This window comes from Glaciimonas soli, from assembly GCF_009497155.1.
Lineage (GTDB): Bacteria > Pseudomonadota > Gammaproteobacteria > Burkholderiales > Burkholderiaceae_D > Glaciimonas > Glaciimonas soli.
In genome coordinates this window covers 29,353-49,070 of sequence record NZ_WINI01000001.1, presented here as the reverse complement: position 1 = coordinate 49,070, position 19,718 = coordinate 29,353, and the positions used below count along the sequence as shown (strand labels likewise).

Annotated in this window: 15 protein-coding genes; 3 read left to right on the top strand and 12 right to left on the bottom strand. The window is 47.8% G+C overall.

What is annotated here, in order from left to right; all coding sequences use genetic code 11:
* Positions 1-20: 20 nt before the first annotated feature.
* The 4 genes from moaE to thrC all read right to left on the bottom strand — a co-directional run bounded on the left by moaE (position 21) and on the right by thrC (position 3,652).
* Positions 21-473 carry a molybdopterin synthase catalytic subunit MoaE gene (gene moaE / locus GEV47_RS00200; RefSeq protein WP_153232723.1) on the bottom strand — a complete coding sequence of 151 codons (453 nt, stop codon included), beginning with the start codon at positions 471-473 and terminating at the stop codon, positions 21-23.
* Between the two features lie 201 nt (positions 474-674).
* The gene (gene moaD, locus GEV47_RS00195) at positions 675-932 is read right to left on the bottom strand and encodes a molybdopterin converting factor subunit 1 (RefSeq protein ID WP_153232722.1); all 258 of its coding nucleotides are present in this window, start codon (positions 930-932) and stop codon (positions 675-677) included.
* Between the two features lie 17 nt (positions 933-949).
* Positions 950-2,188 carry a molybdopterin molybdotransferase MoeA gene (locus tag GEV47_RS00190; RefSeq protein ID WP_153232721.1) on the bottom strand — a complete coding sequence of 413 codons (1,239 nt, stop codon included), beginning with the start codon at positions 2,186-2,188 and terminating at the stop codon, positions 950-952.
* Positions 2,189-2,194: 6 nt separating this feature from the next.
* Complete coding sequence (thrC, locus tag GEV47_RS00185) at positions 2,195-3,652, bottom strand: threonine synthase (RefSeq protein WP_153232720.1); 1,458 nt, start codon at positions 3,650-3,652, stop codon at positions 2,195-2,197.
* Between the two features lie 401 nt (positions 3,653-4,053).
* Between thrC and GEV47_RS00180 the strand changes: the two genes are divergently transcribed.
* Entirely contained in the window at positions 4,054-5,043 is a 990-nt protein-coding gene (locus tag GEV47_RS00180) for an acetaldehyde dehydrogenase (acetylating) (protein ID WP_153232719.1), read from the top strand.
* Complete coding sequence (dmpG, locus tag GEV47_RS00175) at positions 5,040-6,149, top strand: 4-hydroxy-2-oxovalerate aldolase (protein WP_153232718.1); 1,110 nt, start codon at positions 5,040-5,042, stop codon at positions 6,147-6,149. Before GEV47_RS00180 ends, dmpG begins: the two co-directional genes overlap by 4 nt.
* On the opposite strand, the gene GEV47_RS00170 is transcribed toward dmpG, so the two are convergent.
* The 3 genes from GEV47_RS00170 to GEV47_RS00160 all read right to left on the bottom strand — a co-directional run bounded on the left by GEV47_RS00170 (position 6,132) and on the right by GEV47_RS00160 (position 10,366).
* On the bottom strand, positions 6,132-7,586 hold the full coding sequence (locus tag GEV47_RS00170; protein ID WP_153232717.1) for a Ppx/GppA phosphatase family protein: 1,455 nt from the start codon (positions 7,584-7,586) through the stop codon (positions 6,132-6,134). The genes dmpG and GEV47_RS00170 overlap by 18 nt on opposite strands.
* Before the next feature lie 386 nt (positions 7,587-7,972).
* Positions 7,973-9,853 carry an ATP-dependent DNA helicase gene (locus tag GEV47_RS00165; protein ID WP_407646194.1) on the bottom strand — a complete coding sequence of 627 codons (1,881 nt, stop codon included), beginning with the start codon at positions 9,851-9,853 and terminating at the stop codon, positions 7,973-7,975.
* Between the two features lie 312 nt (positions 9,854-10,165).
* Positions 10,166-10,366, bottom strand: a complete 201-nt coding sequence (locus tag GEV47_RS00160; protein ID WP_153232715.1) for a YdcH family protein — start codon at positions 10,364-10,366, stop codon at positions 10,166-10,168.
* A gap of 283 nt (positions 10,367-10,649) precedes the next feature.
* Between GEV47_RS00160 and GEV47_RS00155 the strand changes: the two genes are divergently transcribed.
* Positions 10,650-11,453: a PP2C family protein-serine/threonine phosphatase gene (locus tag GEV47_RS00155; RefSeq protein ID WP_153232714.1), complete on the top strand. Its 804-nt coding sequence runs from the start codon at positions 10,650-10,652 to the stop codon at positions 11,451-11,453.
* 104 nt (positions 11,454-11,557) lie between these two features.
* On the opposite strand, the gene GEV47_RS00150 is transcribed toward GEV47_RS00155, so the two are convergent.
* The 5 genes from GEV47_RS00150 to GEV47_RS00130 all read right to left on the bottom strand — a co-directional run bounded on the left by GEV47_RS00150 (position 11,558) and on the right by GEV47_RS00130 (position 19,588).
* The gene (locus tag GEV47_RS00150; RefSeq protein ID WP_153232713.1) at positions 11,558-12,457 is read right to left on the bottom strand and encodes a hypothetical protein; all 900 of its coding nucleotides are present in this window, start codon (positions 12,455-12,457) and stop codon (positions 11,558-11,560) included.
* A 124-nt stretch (positions 12,458-12,581) separates the two neighbouring features.
* Complete coding sequence (gene zapE, locus GEV47_RS00145; RefSeq protein WP_153233705.1) at positions 12,582-13,679, bottom strand: cell division protein ZapE; 1,098 nt, start codon at positions 13,677-13,679, stop codon at positions 12,582-12,584.
* Positions 13,680-13,894: 215 nt separating this feature from the next.
* Positions 13,895-15,328, bottom strand: a complete 1,434-nt coding sequence (lpdA, locus tag GEV47_RS00140; RefSeq protein ID WP_153232712.1) for a dihydrolipoyl dehydrogenase — start codon at positions 15,326-15,328, stop codon at positions 13,895-13,897.
* An 82-nt stretch (positions 15,329-15,410) separates the two neighbouring features.
* Entirely contained in the window at positions 15,411-16,661 is a 1,251-nt protein-coding gene (gene odhB / locus GEV47_RS00135) for a 2-oxoglutarate dehydrogenase complex dihydrolipoyllysine-residue succinyltransferase (protein WP_153232711.1), read from the bottom strand.
* A gap of 71 nt (positions 16,662-16,732) precedes the next feature.
* Positions 16,733-19,588: a 2-oxoglutarate dehydrogenase E1 component gene (locus GEV47_RS00130; RefSeq protein ID WP_153232710.1), complete on the bottom strand. Its 2,856-nt coding sequence runs from the start codon at positions 19,586-19,588 to the stop codon at positions 16,733-16,735.
* Positions 19,589-19,718 lie beyond the last annotated feature (130 nt).

The following is a 19,718-nucleotide window of genomic DNA, read 5'->3' as shown; positions in this document are numbered from 1 at the left end:
TTAACAAGCCCGATCATTGCCTACAACTGCCATTTAGTCAACGCCGTATCATCACTGTCACGCGCGTCAACCCAATGCGCACCTTCTGGCGTTTGCTCTTTCTTCCACAATGGCGCTTCCGTTTTTAAATAATCGATGATGTATTCGCAGGCTTTAAACGCTTCGCCGCGATGGGCTGAGGTTACTGCGACTAACACAATTTGATCCAGAGGCAATAAAGGGCCAACACGGTGAATCACCAACGCATCAGCAATATCCCAGCGCGTTTGTGCTTGCGTAATAATCGTTTCCAGCGCTTTTTCGGTCATGCCCGGATAATGTTCCAATTCCATCTGCGAAATTGAATGACCATCGTTAAGATCACGTACCGTACCGACAAAACTGACGATGGCACCCACTTTCGGATTCTCCATACGCAATTGCGCCAACTCAGCGCTGACATCAAAATCGGCAGTTTGAATACGGATAGGCATAGTAACAATTGGAAGCGCTATAAAAATTAAGCTAAACAGGGCTGAGCGTACCATTTTTTGCTCAGAAAAGACGAGATACAAACAGAAAGCAATTAAGTTTAGAAATGGTGGCGACGCATATCCCATCATCGATACCGACGTTACGAGATCGTGAGCAAAAAATGGTACGCTCAGCCTTGTTTTGCGTCAGCCTCGGAAAACTCAACCGCCAGTGACCGGTGGAAAAAATGCGACTTCGCAATCAGCCGTTATTGGCGTATCCGGCGTGGTCATCACTTGATTGTATGCCATTCGCAGTGCGCGCCCTTCCCCCAATACTTCTTCCCACACACCACCACGTTCACGTAGATAATTGCGCACGTCACCAACGGTGTGCACGGTTGCTGGCAATTCCAGCGTTTCATCTGTTTCGTTAAGGGCTTCGCGAACACTGGCAAAAAAACGGCATTGGATTTTCATGATTTCAAAACTCTTAACTACATCAACGATGAAAAAGGATAAAAGCGCACGACATCACCAGCAGCAATTATTTTACCCGCAGGATTATCAATCAAACCATCGCCCCATACTGTGGAAGTTAAGACGCCAGAACCTTGATGCGAGAATAATGAAAGTCCACCCTGCTCGTTAATTTTTGCGCGTAAAAACTCTTCACGTCGATCCGCTTTGCTCCAATCAAAATCTGCACGCATTGCATACGATTGCGGCATGACGTTTTCGACTCCTTGCAATCGCAAAATAAATGGCCGCACAAAAATCAGAAACGTGACGAAACTGGAAACGGGATTCCCCGGTAAACCAATGAAAAAGGCATTTTCATCAGGATTTTTATGTAATCTCCGCACTTGGCCGAAGGCCAATGGCTTGCCCGGCTTCATGGCGATTTGCCACATGGTCAAACGTCCTTCAGCTTCAACCGCCGGTTTAATGTGATCTTCCTCACCAACAGAAACGCCGCCGGAAGTGATAATCAAATCATGCTGTTGAGCAGCGCTACGCAACGTATCGCGTGTTGCCTGCAATGAATCCGGAACAATACCGTAGTCGGTGATATCGCAATCGAGATTTTCCAACAGGCCACGCAGCACAAAGCGATTGGAATTGTAGATGGCACCTGGCTTTAATGTCTCACCGGGCATAGTCAGTTCATCGCCCGTAAAGAATACCGCGACACGTAATTTGCGTATTACCGGCAATTCAGCCAGGCCGACCGAAGCGGCTAAACCCAGATGCTGCGCCTGCAAACGCGTGCCCGCTGCCAAAATGACATTGCCAGCGCCGATGTCTTCGCCGGCACGCCGTATCCACTCGCCAGACTTAGGAGCATGCTTAACGATGACCTTGTTACCATCCGCCTCACACATTTCCTGCATCACGACGGCATCAGCACCTTCTGGAATCATGGCACCGGTAAAAATACGCGCGGCCGTACCCGGTTGCAGTGGCTGGCCAACATAACCGGCGGGAATTCGCTGAGAAATCGTTAATATCGAGGCGCCACCGATGCAATCTTCAGCGCGTACCGCGTACCCATCCATTTGCGTATTATCGGCCGGTGGCACATTCAATTTTGATGTCTGGGCGGCAGCCAATATTCGGCGATTGGCATTGAGTGTAGGTACGCTGTCCACTTCTGTCAGTGGCTGCGCGGACGTCAACAATATGTTTAATGCCTGCTCAACCGTCTGGATCGCCGGAATAGGTGATTTCTGCATCTTGGCTTATTCAGTATGGGCCGCAATGTATGCTTTAACCTGAGCAACGTCAGCATCCATCACTTCAAATTTTTGCGGCAAGGCTTCAATGTTTTCAAAACCAGCTGGACGCTCTGCATCTCTGCCCAACGCTTCACGTATGGTTTCATTAAATTTGGCTGGTAACGCGGTTTCCAACACGATCATCGTTACGTCGGGGGTCAAATATTCACGCGCGACTTTAATCCCGTCAGCGGTATGCGTATCGACAGTGATGCCATAATTTTTCTGAACATCGCGAATAGTCGCGAGACGGTCATCATGAGTTGATTTACCAGAGCAGAAACCATATTCAGCAATTTTATGAAATTCATCGCCATCACTACCCGGCTTACCGGATAAATCAAAACCGCCTTTAGTTTCAACCAAATGGAACAACGCACTCAGACGTTTGCTATCGCGGCCAGTTAAATCATAAATGAAACGTTCGAAATTCGACGCTTTGCTGATGTCCATACTCGGGCTACTAGTATGATAGGTCTCGGACGATGGGCGAACCCGATACACGCCGGTGCGGAAAAATTCGTCCAGAACATCATTTTCGTTAGTCGCCGCGACGAGTTTATCGATAGGCAAGCCCATCATGCGCGCAATGTGGCCGGCGCAGATGTTACCGAAATTCCCCGAAGGTACGGTGAAAGAAACTTTTTGGTCATTACTAGTGGTAGCGCTCAGATAACCACGGAAGTAGTACACAACCTGCGCAACCACGCGCGCCCAGTTAATTGAATTGACCGTACCAATTTTTTTCGCCGCTTTAAATGCATGATCGTTGGATACCGCTTTGACCATATCCTGGCAATCGTCGAACACGCCTTTGACTGCGATATTGAAAATATTCGGATCTTGCAAACTAAACATTTGTGCTGTCTGAAACGCACTCATCTTTTTATACGGCGACAGCATGAAAACGCGTACGCCTTTTTTACCACGCATCGCATATTCGGCGGCACTACCGGTATCGCCAGAAGTGGCACCGAAAATATTCAGCTCGGCGTTATCTTTGGCTAAGGTGTACTCGAATAAGTTACCCAACAATTGCATCGCCATATCTTTGAATGCCAAAGTCGGGCCGTTTGACAAGGCCTGCAATACTATTTTTTTACCATTTTTTTCTTCCAGAACGCGTAAAGGCGTGATCTGGGCAGCATTTTCACCAGCGCGCACATTGCGATAAACATCGGCGGTATAGGTCTTGTGCGCCAATGCTTTCAAATCTGCCTCAGGAATGTCCGTAGCAAATTTTTTCAGTACTTCAAATGCCAAATCTGCATAAGACAACGTGCGCCAATGCGTCAGCTCGGCATCGCTTACTTGCGGATATTCGGCAGGCAAATAAAGGCCACCATCCGGTGCCAGGCCGCCGAGCAAAATATGGGAAAAAGTCTGCGCTGCAGCATGGCCGCGTGTGGATACGTATTGCATAGAGTGATTTGTAATGGTGATATCTGCTAATTGCAGGAAAGTATAAGGAAATTTCTTGAAACAACCTTGTCCACTCACTAAGCTGGGTCAGCAATGTCGCCTCATAGCTATCTATTATAACGGCCACTGCCCCGCTAGTGCTGTGACTGATTTGATATTGTTATTAAAGAAAATGATATGAACTCCCCTATGAATATTTTCCATACCTGATATTCATACACTAAATCGCAATACATATTGCGCCGCAGCATATATCGACTATGCTTAAGACGATCTAAATAACACCGTCCTCCCTCGTATCTTATAACGTTAACTCTGATTCCTATAAACCACACTGCTTTACAGCACGCTGGCACTTTTTGTATTTTTCTTATGTTTGCCGCCTCACTTTGGAGAACAAAATGAGTAATGCATCATTATCAAAAACAAAAGTTGGCATTATCGGCCCGGGTAACATTGGCATCGATTTAATGATGAAAGTGATCCGCCTGTCGAAAAATCTGGAAATGGCCGCCATGGTTGGCACTCGCCCTGCTTCCGAAGGACTTAAACGGGCAACACAACTAGGGATTCCTACCTCAGCATCTGGCTTAGCTGGCTTAGCTGGCTTAGCTGGCTTGCTCGATATGCCAGAATTTGCCGAAATCGACATCGTCTTTGATGCTACAAGCGCGAATGCACATCATGAACACAATGCTATTTTGCAGCGTCACGGTAAGCGCGTAGTTGATTTGACACCAGCGGCGATCGGCCCGTTCACCATACCTGCACTTAACGGCGACGCACATTTGCATCAAACCAATGTCAACATGGTCACTTGCGGTGGTCAGGCGACTATTCCCATTGTTGCAGCCGTCAGCAGTGTGAGCAAAGTGCATTATGCAGAAATTATCGCTTCTGTTTCCTCAAAATCTGTTGGGCCTGGTACGCGAGCCAACATTGATGAATTTGTTGAAACTACTTCTAAAGCCATAGAGAGTGTGGGTGGTGCTCTACGTGGTAAAGCCATGATTATTATCAATCCTAGCGAGCCACCGATGATCATGCGCGATACAGTACATTGCCTGTGTGATGATGCAGATGAGAGCAAAATCAACGCAGCAATTCAAACGATGGTGGCGCAAGTGCAGAGTTACGTACCAGGTTATCGACTCAAACAAACAGTGCAATTCACGCACTATGGCGCCAACAATCCATTGTTCATTCCTGAAATGAATCAATATTTTCGTGGCATCAAAGTGAGTGTATTTCTAGAAGTCGAAGGAGCTGGCCATTATTTAGCAGCGTATGCCGGAAATCTCGATATCATGACTTCCGCCGCACTCAAAACAGCGGAACGGATGGTGGAACATCTCAGTAACTCCCAGCAAGTGCTGGAGTATGCTGCATGAATGCGATTAGCGGCATATCTGACAACGCATATGGATACTTAGCCCCCAACACCATTGCACCAGCAGGGAAGCTGTATATTCAAGACATCACCCTGCGTGATGGTCTGCACGCGATGCAACGTCGTTATACGTTGGAGCAAGTACGTCAAATTGCTAAAGCCTTAGATAAGGCCAAAGTAGACGCGATTGAAATTTCTCGTGGCGATGGTTTGTCCGGTTCTTCTTTTCACTCCGGCTTTGGCGATCATACTGATTGGGACTGGATTGCAGCTGCAGCGTCCGTCGTCAAGCACGCGCGTTTGAGCGCCTTATTAGTTCCCGGTATCGGTACTGTCCATGATTTAAAGCGTGCTCATGACATGGGAGTTTCATCTGTACGCATTGCGACTCACTGCACAGAAGCAGACGTAACTAAACAGCATATTGAATATGCACGTCATTTGGATATGGATGTATCCGGGCTGTTAATGATGAGTCATATGACATCGCCCGAAGCATTGGCACAGCAAGCCAAGTTGATGGAGGAGTATGGAGCACACTGCGTCTATGTTGCAGACTCTTGCGGCATGATGACGATGAACGACGTGGCAGCGCGTTCGATTGCTTACGCGCAGATACTAAAACCAGAAACTCGATTTGGCATTTATGCGCAACATCAACTCTCTCTCGGAGTTGCCAATTCAATCACCGCAGTACAGCATGGCGCAACCCGAGTCGATCTGTCATTGGCGGGAGTTGGTGCCGGTGCAGGCAATACACCAATGGAAGTTTTTATTGCTGCAGCCGATACCTACGGATACCAGCATAATATCAACTTATCTGACTTAATCGTCGCGGCAGAAACCTTAGTGCGACCTTGGCAAAATCGCGTTCTTTATCTTGATCAGAACAGCCTGAACGCAGGATCTAACGGTTTGCATGCTGATTTTTCACATACTGCAAAAGAGGCTGCACACAATCATGGTATTGATTCGCACAGCATTTTATCTGAGCTAGGAAGGCGTCAAATCATTGGCGGACAAATCGATATGGTGACTGATGTTGCACTCGAATTAAGCAAACGATCAAATCAGCAAGTCGAGAACAATTCAACCATGTCTAAATAAAAACTCCACGCCGATTTCACGCCAGAATTCGCGCTCTTTTTCCATCCAGAATGACGTCGTCGGATGATCGACGATCCACTCTTGCTTGAGATCTAGTTCGATTTTACTTTTCATCCGCAAGCGCAATTCGTCAAAATCGACTTCGATCCGGGAATGCAAAAACATTACCGCCAGCCGCAATGCCAAGACCGCTTTAGAATAGTCGGCATCAGCCAACGTTCCATTGAGTTTACGTAAATTGCCTTTCTGACCAAGAATCAACAGACTCATGGTGCGCTGTTCACGCGTGGTGAAACCTGGCAAATCGGCGTTGGCAATAAGATAAGCGGCGTGCTTGTGATAGCCACTTTGCGACACTACCATACCGACTTCGTGCAGCAAACCGCTCCAATGCAGATATTTACTCAGATTGTCATTGCTGGGTTTGAGCATACTAAACAAGGTTGCCGCAGTTTCTGCTACGCGATTAGCGCGTAACTGATCGACATGAAAACGCTGGCAAAAGTCACGCACCGATTGATCGCGTCGATCCAGCCGTGTTCCACGCAATTGCAAATCCCACATTACCCCCATCCGCAAGCCCGCTTCAATCGGCGTCAACATGGCGATTCCAAGCTCTTGCATCAAACCTAACAATACCGCGACACCGCCAACGATTACCGGCGCGCGTTCGGCTTTCATGCCTGGCATATTGATGTTGCTGACATGCTGCAATTCTATGAATTTACTCTTTAGGATTTCGAGGCTGGTATAAGAGAGACGGCCATCGCCGAGCGCATTTTTTTCTATAGTTTCAGCAATCGCCCGAATGGTGCCGGAAGAACCGTAAGCATTACTCCAGTTCTGTGGACGATATGGTGGCGCCGCATCTTCAAAATGACTACGAGCAGAAAGAATCGCGGCATCGAAAGCCTCAGTCGTGATATTGCCATCTGCGAAAAAAGCCAGACTTTGATTGACTGTCCCAATACCAAATGACTCCACTCTTTCGATCGATTGGCCCCGGCCCAAAATCAGTTCAGTGGAGCCGCCGCCGATATCAAGCACAAGGCGCTTTTCGTTCGGCAAACGCAGCATGCTGGCGACGCCCATATAAATTAAGCGACCTTCTTCTTCACCCGAAATAATTTCAATTGGATAGCCAATAGCGGCTTCAGCTTTTGGCAAAAAAACTGCGGCATTTTTTGCAATACGCATAGTGTTAGTGGCAACCACACGTACAGCTTCCAACTGATATTCGGCCAGAATGGATTTAAAGCGCGCAAGCGATTCGAGGCCTGATTGCATTGCGGCGTCTGTTAAATTCCCTTTGCTATCGAGCCCTGCGGCCAGGCGAATTGGGTCGCGCGCACTTTTGATCACGCGAATTGCATCACCGTTGTATTTGCCTATATGCAAACGGAAACTATTCGACCCTAAATCGACTGCTGCAAACATTGCGTCCCTCTTTCATCTCAATGCACAGTTAAATATCAATTAAGTATGCAAAAAAACTATTTAAATTTAGCTCTACGGCGCAGACTGTACTTTGGTACCGCGGAGCGGTTGGGTCAGCGTATGAACAGTTTTTTTGACATACTTACATTTCCAAATCAAACGCATTACATCAAACGCAAAGCTTGCATTTGTTTTGGAAATACAATTATGAGCAACGGACAATAAGACTTGTTTATGACACCTTAGTGACAAGCACAAAGCAAAATTAAACCGACGCAAGCTGAAAAAGCAAAGATGAGAGGCTGGCGATATCAATTCCTGAATAAATAATCAAATACAAATTATTTATCTCGATTGATATGCCGCTATGATCATGACAATACACATCAGTCTACTGGCTGTCCAGCTTTCCAGAAGTTGACGACAACTTCGGCATCACGTGTGCGTTTAAACGGCGGCAGGCTTTGCCAAATGCGACGCCCATAGCCCTTGGAAATCAGGCGCGGATCACAAATCATCAAGACACCACGATCAGTTTCATCACGGATGAGACGCCCTGCACCCTGTTTCAAATTGATGATCGCGGCCGGTAATTGATGGTGCATAAAACCGTTTATGCCCTTTTTCTCCAGTGCCTCGATCCGCGCCGCTAGTACCGGGTCATCGGGTGGTGAAAATGGTAATTTGTCGATAATCACGCACGACAACGCTTCTCCCCGAACATCTACGCCCTCCCAAAAACTTTGACTGCCGATCAGCACCGCATTGCCTGCTGCACGAAACCGGTCAAGTAATTCAGTTCGGCCAGCTTCACCCTGCACCATTAATGGAAAAGGCAAATTACGTTCAGCGAATTCCTTACGCAATCTTTCTGCGGCATGATTGACGGCGCGAATGGTGGTACATAATAAAAAGGTACGACCACCGGCAGCTTCTATCACTGGCAAAGCCGCATCAATCACGGCATCCGTATAGTCGGGCGAATTTGGTTGCGGTAAATTTTGCGGGACGTAAAGCAAACCTTGCTCACCATAGTCAAACGGACTCGGCCAGGATTGCGCAGGCTCATCCGTTAATCCCATTTGTGCAGCATAGTGATGGAAATCATTTTTTACTGCCAACGTTGCTGACGTAAAAATCCAGGTCCGCGCCACACCTTCGCGCTGCTTGTTGAAAATCGGCGCAATCGACAACGGCGTCTGATGTAATTGCAAAGAAGATGAAAATGCCTCTACCCATAAAACTTTGTCATCTATTGCCGCATTTGCCGCTTCTTTGTTGCCGGCCGTTTTCTTGGACCAGGCATCCATCCGCATACCAATTTCAATCGCACGCACACGACATTGTTCGATGGTTTCAGCCCGCTCGGCTTGCTTCTCCAGAACGGCCACCATCGCATCGAATTCTTTCTGCAGCGTCGCTAATGCCGGGAAAAATTGGCTAGACGGGGCAATCTGATTAACAGAAAGTCGGATCACGTCTTGAGGGAACGCCAAACGCAAATCGCGCGCAGCTTTTTCAACAGGCAATATCACTTGCGCCCAATCAGCGCCATCCCGTGCATGGGACAAACCTTCGGCGATCACATCACGACACAATTCCAGAATCTGTGAGGTCGATACCGTATCGCCAAAGAACAAGGTGGCTACTTCCGGTAATTGATGCGCTTCATCAAAGATAATCGTATTCGCTGAAGGCAATAACTCTGCGACGCCGGTATCCTTCAACGCGACATCGGCAAAGAACAAATGGTGATTTACGACCACCACATCCGCTTGCTGCGCCTCTTTGCGCGCTTTCATGACAAAACAATCCTGATAATACTGACATTCCGCACCCAGACAAGTATCGCGAGTCGAGGTCACCAGATTCCAGATCAGCGCAGTCTCTGGTACTTTAGATAACTCTGCTTTATCGCCGGAGCTGGTTGTTTTCATGAAGCGCGAAATCTCACGCAAATAGCCGACATCTTCACGTGAAGTCATACGGCCATTTTGCAGCGTACGCTCCAGATGAAAATGGCAGACGTAGTTGGCCCTGCCTTTCAATAAAGCGATCGATACCGGCGCACTCAGTGCTTTCCGTACGGTGGGTATATCGCGCAAAAAAAGTTGATCTTGCAAATTCTTGGTGCCAGTGGAAACGATCACTTTGCCGCCCCACAATAAAGCCGGGACCAGATAAGCAAACGTTTTCCCGGTACCGGTACCAGCTTCTGCAATCAAAGTAGTTTGCTGTGCAATCGCTTCAGCAATGGCTTTCGCCATTTCGGTTTGTGCATGGCGAGGACGAAAGCCGCCAACGGCCTGCCCGAGTGGCCCCGAAGGTCCAAATAACTGATCGACATCTGCATCATGTGAACCAGGGGATATCGTATTTTCGGCTGTAGAAAGAGAAGTGTCGGCGGTCAAAATAACTTGTTCAGTAGTGTTTTAATAAACTTTACGCCAACTTGCAGGCGGGAGTATGAGGCATGGCATTTTGTGCTCACGCGGGGAATCCAAGCAAGAAAGTCATTTATGCTGCACGCACAGTGCTATGCCCGCAGCAGGTCAGATGCTGACTTGCAAAGAAAATAATTATGCAGGAATATCTGAAATTAACTGCATCTTCAATAGCGTAATGTGATCTTTCAGTTGCAATTTGCGTTTTTTCAAACGTCGCAATTGTAACTCCTCACGTCGTAAATCATTAGAGAGGACGTCAATTACAGCATCTAAATCGCGATGTTCAATTTCCAGTTCGGTAATGCGATGGCGAATTTCTTCTCGATCTAACATAGATCCTTCCGGCGGTAATAAATTGAAACACAAATCATGGTGTAAATACGATAATTCGTGGATATAATGCCGTAAAGCAATTTTTACTTGTTTTCGAAGCGTAATTACAGCATCGTATTTACATCATAATAAGTATGTCAAAAAAACAGTTTAGACCACCCCGGCACTAGTAGTACACTGCCGTGCAGCAGAAAATGAACATTTTTTAGTGACTTATCAGCTGACTTGCATTGAAAATTCCCAGCAGTTACCCATAAAAGCACAGTTTAATCTACCCAGACAAATGAGCCAATACAAGATCGAAGCAGGTACCGGGCAACACATCGGTGATCGTGCAGAACAACAGGATCGCGCAGGGTTATTTACATCGCCTAAAGCACCAGGTTATATGATGGCCGTACTTGCCGATGGCATGGGTGGACGCAGCGGCGGCTCACTGGCTGCGGAACAGCTGGTAAGCACGGCGAAGCAGTTGTTTGAAGCATTTTCTCCACATAACGACACCGTCGAAAATTTATTGCGCACGATCGCGCATGAAACGCATACCGTCATTAAATTGAGTCGCTTTTCAAGCGAAAAAGACCCGCATACCACAATGGTCGCATTGGTGCTGTCACCTGACGGCGTAGCGACTTGGGGCCACGTCGGCGATTCCCGGATGTACCGTTTTGACGGCCCCAATTTTGTCGAACATACGATAGATCACTCCTATGTCGAGCAATTGGTCAGCGAAGGGAAAATAACCCGCGAAGAAGCAAAGTCACATAGTCTTTCTAATGTGCTTATCAATGTGCTGGGAACATCTTCTGATCCCGAGGTAACGATCGCTCGCCATGCAGGCTTGCAAGCCGGCGACATGTTTTTGCTATGCTCCGACGGTTTCTGGCCATACTTTAATAACAACGAATTGGGTGCAGCTATCGCCATGCAAAAACCGCGCGATGCTGCAGAAATGCTCATCAATAAAGCGCGCTCCCGGGCAGCAGGCAAAGCGGCTGACAATTGCACGTTTGCGATCGTCAAACTGATCGCCTTGCCGAAAGAAGAGCAAAACTATACCGTCAAGAAAATGCGCCGCGCGGTATAACGCAAACCAATAAGCAAACTGACAATAGTTACTAAAACGCTGACGAAAAACGCAAAGAGGAAAAGACCTTAAGTCTTTTCCTCTTTGCGCATTCAACTTCCAAATTACGGCTTAGCAGGCACGACTGGTGTAGCTGGCGCACTTGCTGCGGCGGCATCCGCTGCTGCTTTTTTCGCCGCCAGGTCACGTTCTTTCTCTGCTTTTTTCTGTGCAACCTCGCGCTGACGTGCCGCAGCGTCCTGCGCCTTTTTATTGTACGCAGCTACATTGGCAGCCCGTTGCGGTGCTTTTGCAGCATCCGATTGTTGCTGCGCCCGCACTTTGGCAGCCTGATCAGCGACACGTTTGTCAGCATCACCGGCATGCAGTTTGGTATTGGCAATCACTTCCTTATCTTTTTGCTGCATGTCTTGCAGTTGCTTCACGTTGGATTCCGCTTTATCTTTCGCTTCTTGCGCCTTTTTCGGTGCATCAATGGCTTCTTGCGTATTTTGTGCTGCCAACGCTTTATCTCTATCATCCGCTGTCGTGCGACGCTTGAAAGCATTCGCTTCCACTTCAACAGGGCGAACTTTCTTTAGAGCCAAGCGTCGTTTAGTTTTGGCTACATCCAGACAGTTGTTAGTGAAAAATTTGCTGTAACAAACGCGCTGCTCGTCGAAGCTCTGCGCCTCAATATACGATTTGGCCGAAGACACTTCTGCCAATGCCTGATCAGCAGTCTCAACCGAATGAATTGAACCCGCTGGGTAATGGGTTACGACGGCATTGGCGATATCGCTGATGTCGCGACCATCTTCAACCACAGGCGCACTTTTCGTCGGTTCCGGTGTACTAGCAGATTCGTCAGAAACTGTCGGTGTAACTGCCACCGCAGTTGGCGGTGCCGCCACATCATCGTTTTTTTTCTCTACTGTAGTCGATGACGTGCCTGACTGCGTCACTGTCGGCTCATTGGACGTTGCTGCCGATTGCGCATAGATGGCCGGTGCTGTAATCAGCATGAGCGCGCAGGCAAAAGACTGACAAAGATGAGGAGATGCTAATTTCACGTGTTGCTGTCCGTTCTAGAGGAAATTTTATCGTTTATGCGCATGAAGCATTAATTTCTTACTATGTTTTCTCAACTTATACAATCGAATCAGCTTCCGAACGCTGCTCTGCATCCATATATTCACGCGATTGCATCTCTATGATACGCGACACCGTGCGATGAAACTCATTCGCAAGAGTACCTACTGTATATAATTCTTCCGGCACGACCGCTGCTGACATAATTAACTTCACTTTGTGATCATAAAATACGTCAATCAACCAGGTGAAACGACGCGCTTCGGATGACATCGCCGCTGACATCTGCGGGATGTTGGACAATATCACTGTATGGAAGCGGCTGGCAATTTCCAGGTAATCATTTTGTGATCGTGGCCCACCACACAAAGTAGAAAAATCAAACCAGATTACGCCTCCAGCACGACGCAAAGATTTAATTTTACGTGCTTCAATATCAATTACGGGATCATCATCTGCCGTTTCCGCGACATCTTTAAAAGCATGGCGTAATTTTCGATCGGTATCTGCATTTAATGGTGTTACATACACATCCAACTGATCCAAAGCGCGTTTGCGATAATCGATGCCCGCATCAATGTTCATTACATCTAATTTATCTTGCAATAATTTGATGGTTGGCAGCATGCGATCGCGGTGCAAGCCATCCGGATATAAGGTGCTCGGCTCATAATTGGATGTCATCACAAACGACACGCCATTGTCGAACAGAGCACGCAGCAAGTTATACAAAATCATTGCATCAGCAATGTCTGACACATGAAACTCATCAAAACAAATCAGCCGATATTTTTTTGCTACACGCTTGGCAACCTCATCCAAAGGATCCTCAACGCCTTTGAGCTCATCTAACTGACGATGCACTGCACGCATAAATTCATGAAAATGCAGACGTACTTTGCGCACCACCGGAACGACAGAATAAAAACTATCCATCAAAAACGATTTGCCGCGCCCAACGCCACCCCACATATAGACGCCACGCGGCACATCTGGATGAAGAATCAAGCGTTTGAATGAATTAGAACGTTGTGCTTTATAGTCGACCCATTCATCATAAGATTGTTGCAAACGTTCAACCGCGCGCAGTTGCGCCTCATCGGGCTGAAAGCCACGCTGGGTTAACGCTTGATCGTAGAACTCCCGGACGGTCATCTTATTCATGGGTTACATTTCAACTTTTTGCGAAGGCTAAACTAACAATAAAAGTAAGTCCGCGTAAATATGTAGACTAGACCTCTCGACGCAGACAGTACATTCGTACGATAAGGAGAGACAGCGACGTATAAACACTTATGCAAAATTACTTAAGCCTAAAAAAATGGGCGAGCCTTCGCTCACCCATTTGATCGGACATTCACTATGCGTAATTAAAAATTCAATGAACGCTTATCAACCGCCAATGCAGCTTCTTTAGTGGCTTCAGAGAGAGATGGATGTGCATGACAAATACGTGCAATGTCTTCTGCCGAGGCACGGAATTCCATCGCAACGACTGCTTCCGAAATCAATTCGGACGCCATCGGACCAACGATGTGCACGCCTAGAATTTCATCACTCTTCGCATCAGCCAAGAACTTCACCATGCCTGAGGTATCACCCAATGCACGTGCACGGCCGTTGGCCATGAAAGGGAAAGTACCCGCTTTGTAAGCGACGCCTTCTGCCTTCAATTGTTGCTCAGTCTTACCAACCCATGCGATTTCCGGAGAAGTGTAAATCACCCAAGGAATGGTGTTGAAATTGACGTGGCCATGTTGACCAGCAATACGCTCGGCAACGGCAACGCCCTCTTCTTCTGCTTTATGTGCCAGCATCGGACCGCGCACCACATCACCAACTGCCCAAACGTTAGGCAAGTTGGTCTTGCAATTGTTATCGACCGCAATAAAACCGCGCTCGTCTAATTGCAAACCAACCACATCGCCATTGAGACCGATGGTGTTTGGCGTACGGCCAATCGACACGATCAACTTGTCGAAAACAGCTTTTTGTGCCGCGCCTTTGTTGTCTGTGTATTCCACCGTGACGTCTTTTTTACCCGGTGTAATCGCACCGATGTTAACGCCCAGATGAATGTTCAAACCTTGTTTCGCGAACAGTTTGCTGGCTTCTTTGGCGATTTGATCATCCACCGCTCCGAGGAATGCCGGCAATGCTTCCAATACCGTCACTTCAGAACCTAAACGACGCCAGACGCTACCCATTTCCAGGCCGATCACACCAGCACCGATCACACCTAGCTTCTTCGGCACTTCGTCAATTGCCAACGCACCGGTATTCGACAAAATCAATTTTTCGTCGAAATCTGCGCCAGGTAATGCGCGTGCATTCGAACCTGTCGCCACAATGATGTGCTTGCCAGTAATCGTTTCTTCAGTTGCGCCAGCAACGTTAATTTCATAGCCATCGCCGTTAGCACCGGCTTTGACAAAAGAACCGCGACCGTGAAAGAACGTCACCTTGTTCTTTTTGAAGAGATACAAAATGCCATCATTGTTTTGTTTAATGATAGTTTCTTTGCGCGCCAGCATCTGTCCCAGATTCAAGCTCAATCCTGCGACGTCAATGCCGTGTTCAGCAAAGGAATGGCCAGCGTGTTCAAAATGCTCAGACGATTGCAACAATGCTTTAGACGGGATACAACCGACGTTGGTGCAAGTGCCGCCAGGTGCCGGGCCATTTTTTGCGTTTTTCCACTCGTCGATACATGCCGTATTAAAACCAAGCTGTGCCGCACGAATCGCTGCGATATAACCACCGGGACCACCGCCGATCACGACTACGTCAAATTGCTTGCTCATAGTTTTCCTTCGAATTTTCTTTATGTTTGGTTTGCTCCCTACTCTCGCAAGCGAGAGTAGGGATAATGCTTACGGATGCAAATTACAGATCCAACAACAAACGTGCCGGATCTTCCAACGCATCTTTCATCGCAACCAGAGCCAACACCGCTTCGCGGCCATCAATGATGCGGTGATCGTAAGACATCGCCAGATAGTTCATAGGGCGAATGACGATCTGACCATTTTCAACCACTGCACGATCTTTAGTTGCATGCACACCCAAAATCGCAGATTGCGGTGGGTTGATAATTGGTGTCGACAACATCGAACCGAACGTACCGCCATTCGAGATCGAGAACGTACCGCCACTCAAATCATCCAACGTCAACTTGCCGTCTTTAGCTTTAGCGCCAAATTCGCCGATTTTCTTTTCGATGTCGGCAATCGACATTTGATCCGCATTGCGCAACACTGGCACCACTAATCCACGTGGTGAACCAACTGCGATACCGATATCGAAATAACCGTGATACACGATATCGTTGCCATCAACAGAAGCATTAACGATAGGATATTTTTTCAACGCTGCAACAGCGGCTTTGACAAAGAACGACATGAAACCAAGTTTCACACCGTGTTCTTTTTCAAATTTATCTTTGTACTTAGTACGCAGATCAATTACTGGCTGCATGTTGACTTCATTGAATGTCGTCAAAATTGCATTAGTCGATTGCGATTGAATCAAACGCTCAGCAATACGTGCGCGCAAACGACTCATAGGCACGCGCTCTTCTGGACGCTCATCCAGATTCGCCTGGGTAGGTGCAGCAACTTGTTGCAATGCCGGTTTGGCAGGTGCTGCCGCCGGTGCTGGCGCTGCTGGCTTGGCCAAGGTGTTGAGTACATCACCTTTAGTCACGCGGCCATCTTTACCTGTGCCAGAAACCTGTGTCACCGCCAAATTATTGTCAGCCAATAATTTAGCAGCTGCAGGCATTGCAATGCCTGCAGCTGAATTGCTCGCCGATGCAGGTGCAGCAACCGGTGCTGGAGCATTGGAGACTTGTGGAGCAGGAGCCGCAGCAGCCACTGGGCTGGCCTTGGCACTAGCATCAGTATCGATAATAGCGAGCAACTGACCAGCCACCACTGTGGCGCCATCAGCCTCAATGATTTGCACAATCACGCCGTCTGCCGGTGCTGGCAATTCGAGAACAACTTTATCAGTTTCAACATCAATTAAATTTTCGTCGCGTGTAACACTGTCACCGACTTTTTTATGCCAAGTCAGCAAAGTCGCTTCAGCGACAGATTCCGATAATTGCGGAACGAGTACTTCTATTTGAGCCATGATTTCTCCGTAATGGGTGTTGGCAGTTGTGTTGATTACTGAGTCACTCAGATCAACACAACGCATTTCAATTATTTAGTAAGAACAAAACCTTTGAGTTTGGAAAATGCAGTATCCAACAATGCTTTTTGCTGCGCGTAATGCTTGTCGTAGTAACCGACAGCAGGCGATGCGCTGGCTGGACGACCTGCGTAGGCAAGTTTTTGACCTTCTTCCAGATTTTCAAAAATATTGTGTTGAATTTGCAGCCACGCACCTTGGTTTTGTGGCTCATCTTGTGTCCAAACTAATTCATTGAAATGTGGGAATTGCTTCAACACCGCAGCAAAAGCTTTGTGCGGGAATGGATACAATTGTTCCAAACGGATAATCGCCGTATCAGTCTGACCACGCTCTTTACGCGCATTGATAAGATCGTAATAAACCTTGCCAGAGCAAGCGACGATACGCTTGACTTTTTTAGGATCTATTTTGTCATCAACTTCACCGATCACAGTCTGGAAACCGCCTTTGGTAAAGTCAGATAACGGTGAACCGGCATCTTTATTACGCAACAACGATTTTGGCGTCATGATTACCAATGGCTTGCGGAACAAACGGATCATTTGACGACGCAGCAAATGGAAAATCTGCGCCGCAGTGGTCGGTTGCACGACTTGCATATTGTTGTCTGCGCATAGTTGCAAGAAGCGTTCAGGACGAGCCGATGAGTGCTCAGGGCCTTGACCTTCATAACCATGCGGCAGCATCATGACCAAACCTGACGCGCGGCCCCACTTCACTTCGCCGGAGCTGATGAACTGGTCAATAACAACTTGAGCGCCGTTAGCGAAGTCGCCGAACTGCGCTTCCCAGATGGTCAATGTGTTTGGTTCAGCGGTTGAATAACCGTACTCAAAACCAAGTACCGCTTCTTCTGACAATACAGAGTCAATGACTGTAAACGGTGCCTGCTGATCCGAAACGTTTTGCAACGGGATATATGTGCCAGCATCCCAACGCTCACGATTTTGATCATGCAACACAGCGTGACGATGAACGAATGTGCCACGACCAGCATCTTGACCAGTCAAACGAATCGCATAACCTGAAGACACTAAAGACGCATAAGCGAGATGTTCGCCCATACCCCAATCCAGATTCATGTCGCCACGTCCCATCGCACTGCGATCGTTCAACACTTTCTCAACCAGCGCATGCGGTTTAAAGTTTTCAGGAACGGCAGTGATACGGGCAGCCAAACGTTTTAACTCTGTCAGCGGGACTGCAGTATCGGCAGCGTCAGTCCATTTACGGTTCAGGAACGGCAGCCAATCAACTGCGTACTTGCTCTTGAAGTTAGTAATGACTGGATCTACCGTATGCTTACCTGCATCCATCGCATCACGATAAGCCTTGACCATTGCATCGCCTTCATCAGCTGCAATCGTCCCTTGGGCGGCCAATTTATCTGCGTACACTTTACGTGTACCCGGGTGCTGGCCAATTTTTTTGTACATCAGCGGCTGAGTCAGCGCTGGGGTATCTTGTTCGTTATGACCTAGTTTGCGGAAGCAAATAATATCAAGCACGATATCTTTTTTGAATTCAACGCGATAATCCAACGCCAGTTGTGTAGCAAACACCACTGCTTCCGGATCATCAGCATTCACGTGCAATACTGGCGCTTCGATCATCTTGACGACGTCAGAGCAATACAAGGTTGAACGTGAGTCACGTGGATCTGAAGTAGTAAAGCCAATCTGATTATTAATCACGATGTGCACCGTACCGCCAGTGCCGTAGCCACGTGTTTGCGCCAGATTCAGTGTTTCCATCACGACGCCTTGACCAGCAAACGCAGCATCACCATGCACCAGAATCGGCAATACCTGCTTGCCTTCAGGATCATCGCGTCTATCCATACGCGCTTTAACTGAACCTTCAACTACTGGATTAACGATTTCCAGATGTGATGGGTTAAACGCCAACGATAGATGAACCGGGCCACCAGGCGTGGTGATATCGGATGAGAAACCTTGATGGTACTTAACGTCACCAGCAGGCAAGTCATCGCCGTGTTTGCCTTCAAATTCCGCAAACAGCTCTTGTGGCATTTTGCCCAGAGTGTTGACCAACACGTTCAAACGGCCACGATGCGCCATACCGATAACGATTTCTTGCACGCCTTTTTCGCCGGCGCGTTGAATAGTCTCGTCAAGTGAGACGATGAAACTTTCACCGCCCTCTAGCGAAAAGCGTTTTTGCCCGACATACTTAGTATGCAGATAACGCTCTAAACCTTCCGCAGCGGTCAAACGCTCAAGAATATGTTTTTTCTTTTCTACTGAAAAACCTGGGCTCGAACGCGTGCCTTCCAGACGCTCTTGCATCCAGCGCTTTTCTGTTGGATCGCTAAGATACATATATTCAGCGCCAATAGAGCGACAATAAGTGTCGCGCAATGAGTTCAGCAAATCACGTAAAGTTGATGTTTCGGTGCCAAAGTAGGTATTGCTGATGTTGAACACAATGTCCATATCAGCATCAGTAAAGCCGTAAAAACTTGGATCAAGTTCCGGCAGTTCCGAACGTTCCTGGCGTTGCAATGGGTCCAGATTGGCCCAGCGTGAGCCTAGATAACGATAAGCGGCAATCAGCTGCGTCGCAGCGACGCGCTTGCGTCCCATTTCTGCATCAGCAGAAGCAGTAATGGTGCGGATCGGGCCTTGTTTGGCACGTTCTGCAAAAGATGCGATCACTGATGCATGGCCGACGTCAGGCTTATCAGAGCCGTCAACAGCAGGCACATGTTGCATGGCGTCAAAATACGCACGCCAGTTATCAGAGACTGAACCGGGATTGTCGAGGTATGACTCGTACAGTTCTTCAATGTACGGTGCATTACCTCCGAAGAGATACGAATTAGAGCGGTATTGCTGCATCATCTTGCTCACCTTTCTTCGCGTTTCGCGAGATTAGCGGGTTAACATAACCTTCCGCGACACGGCCTGACCGGTTAGCGGATTGCACATCAAGTTGTGGGGAAGGGCTTTATCTACAAATACCTTACAAACT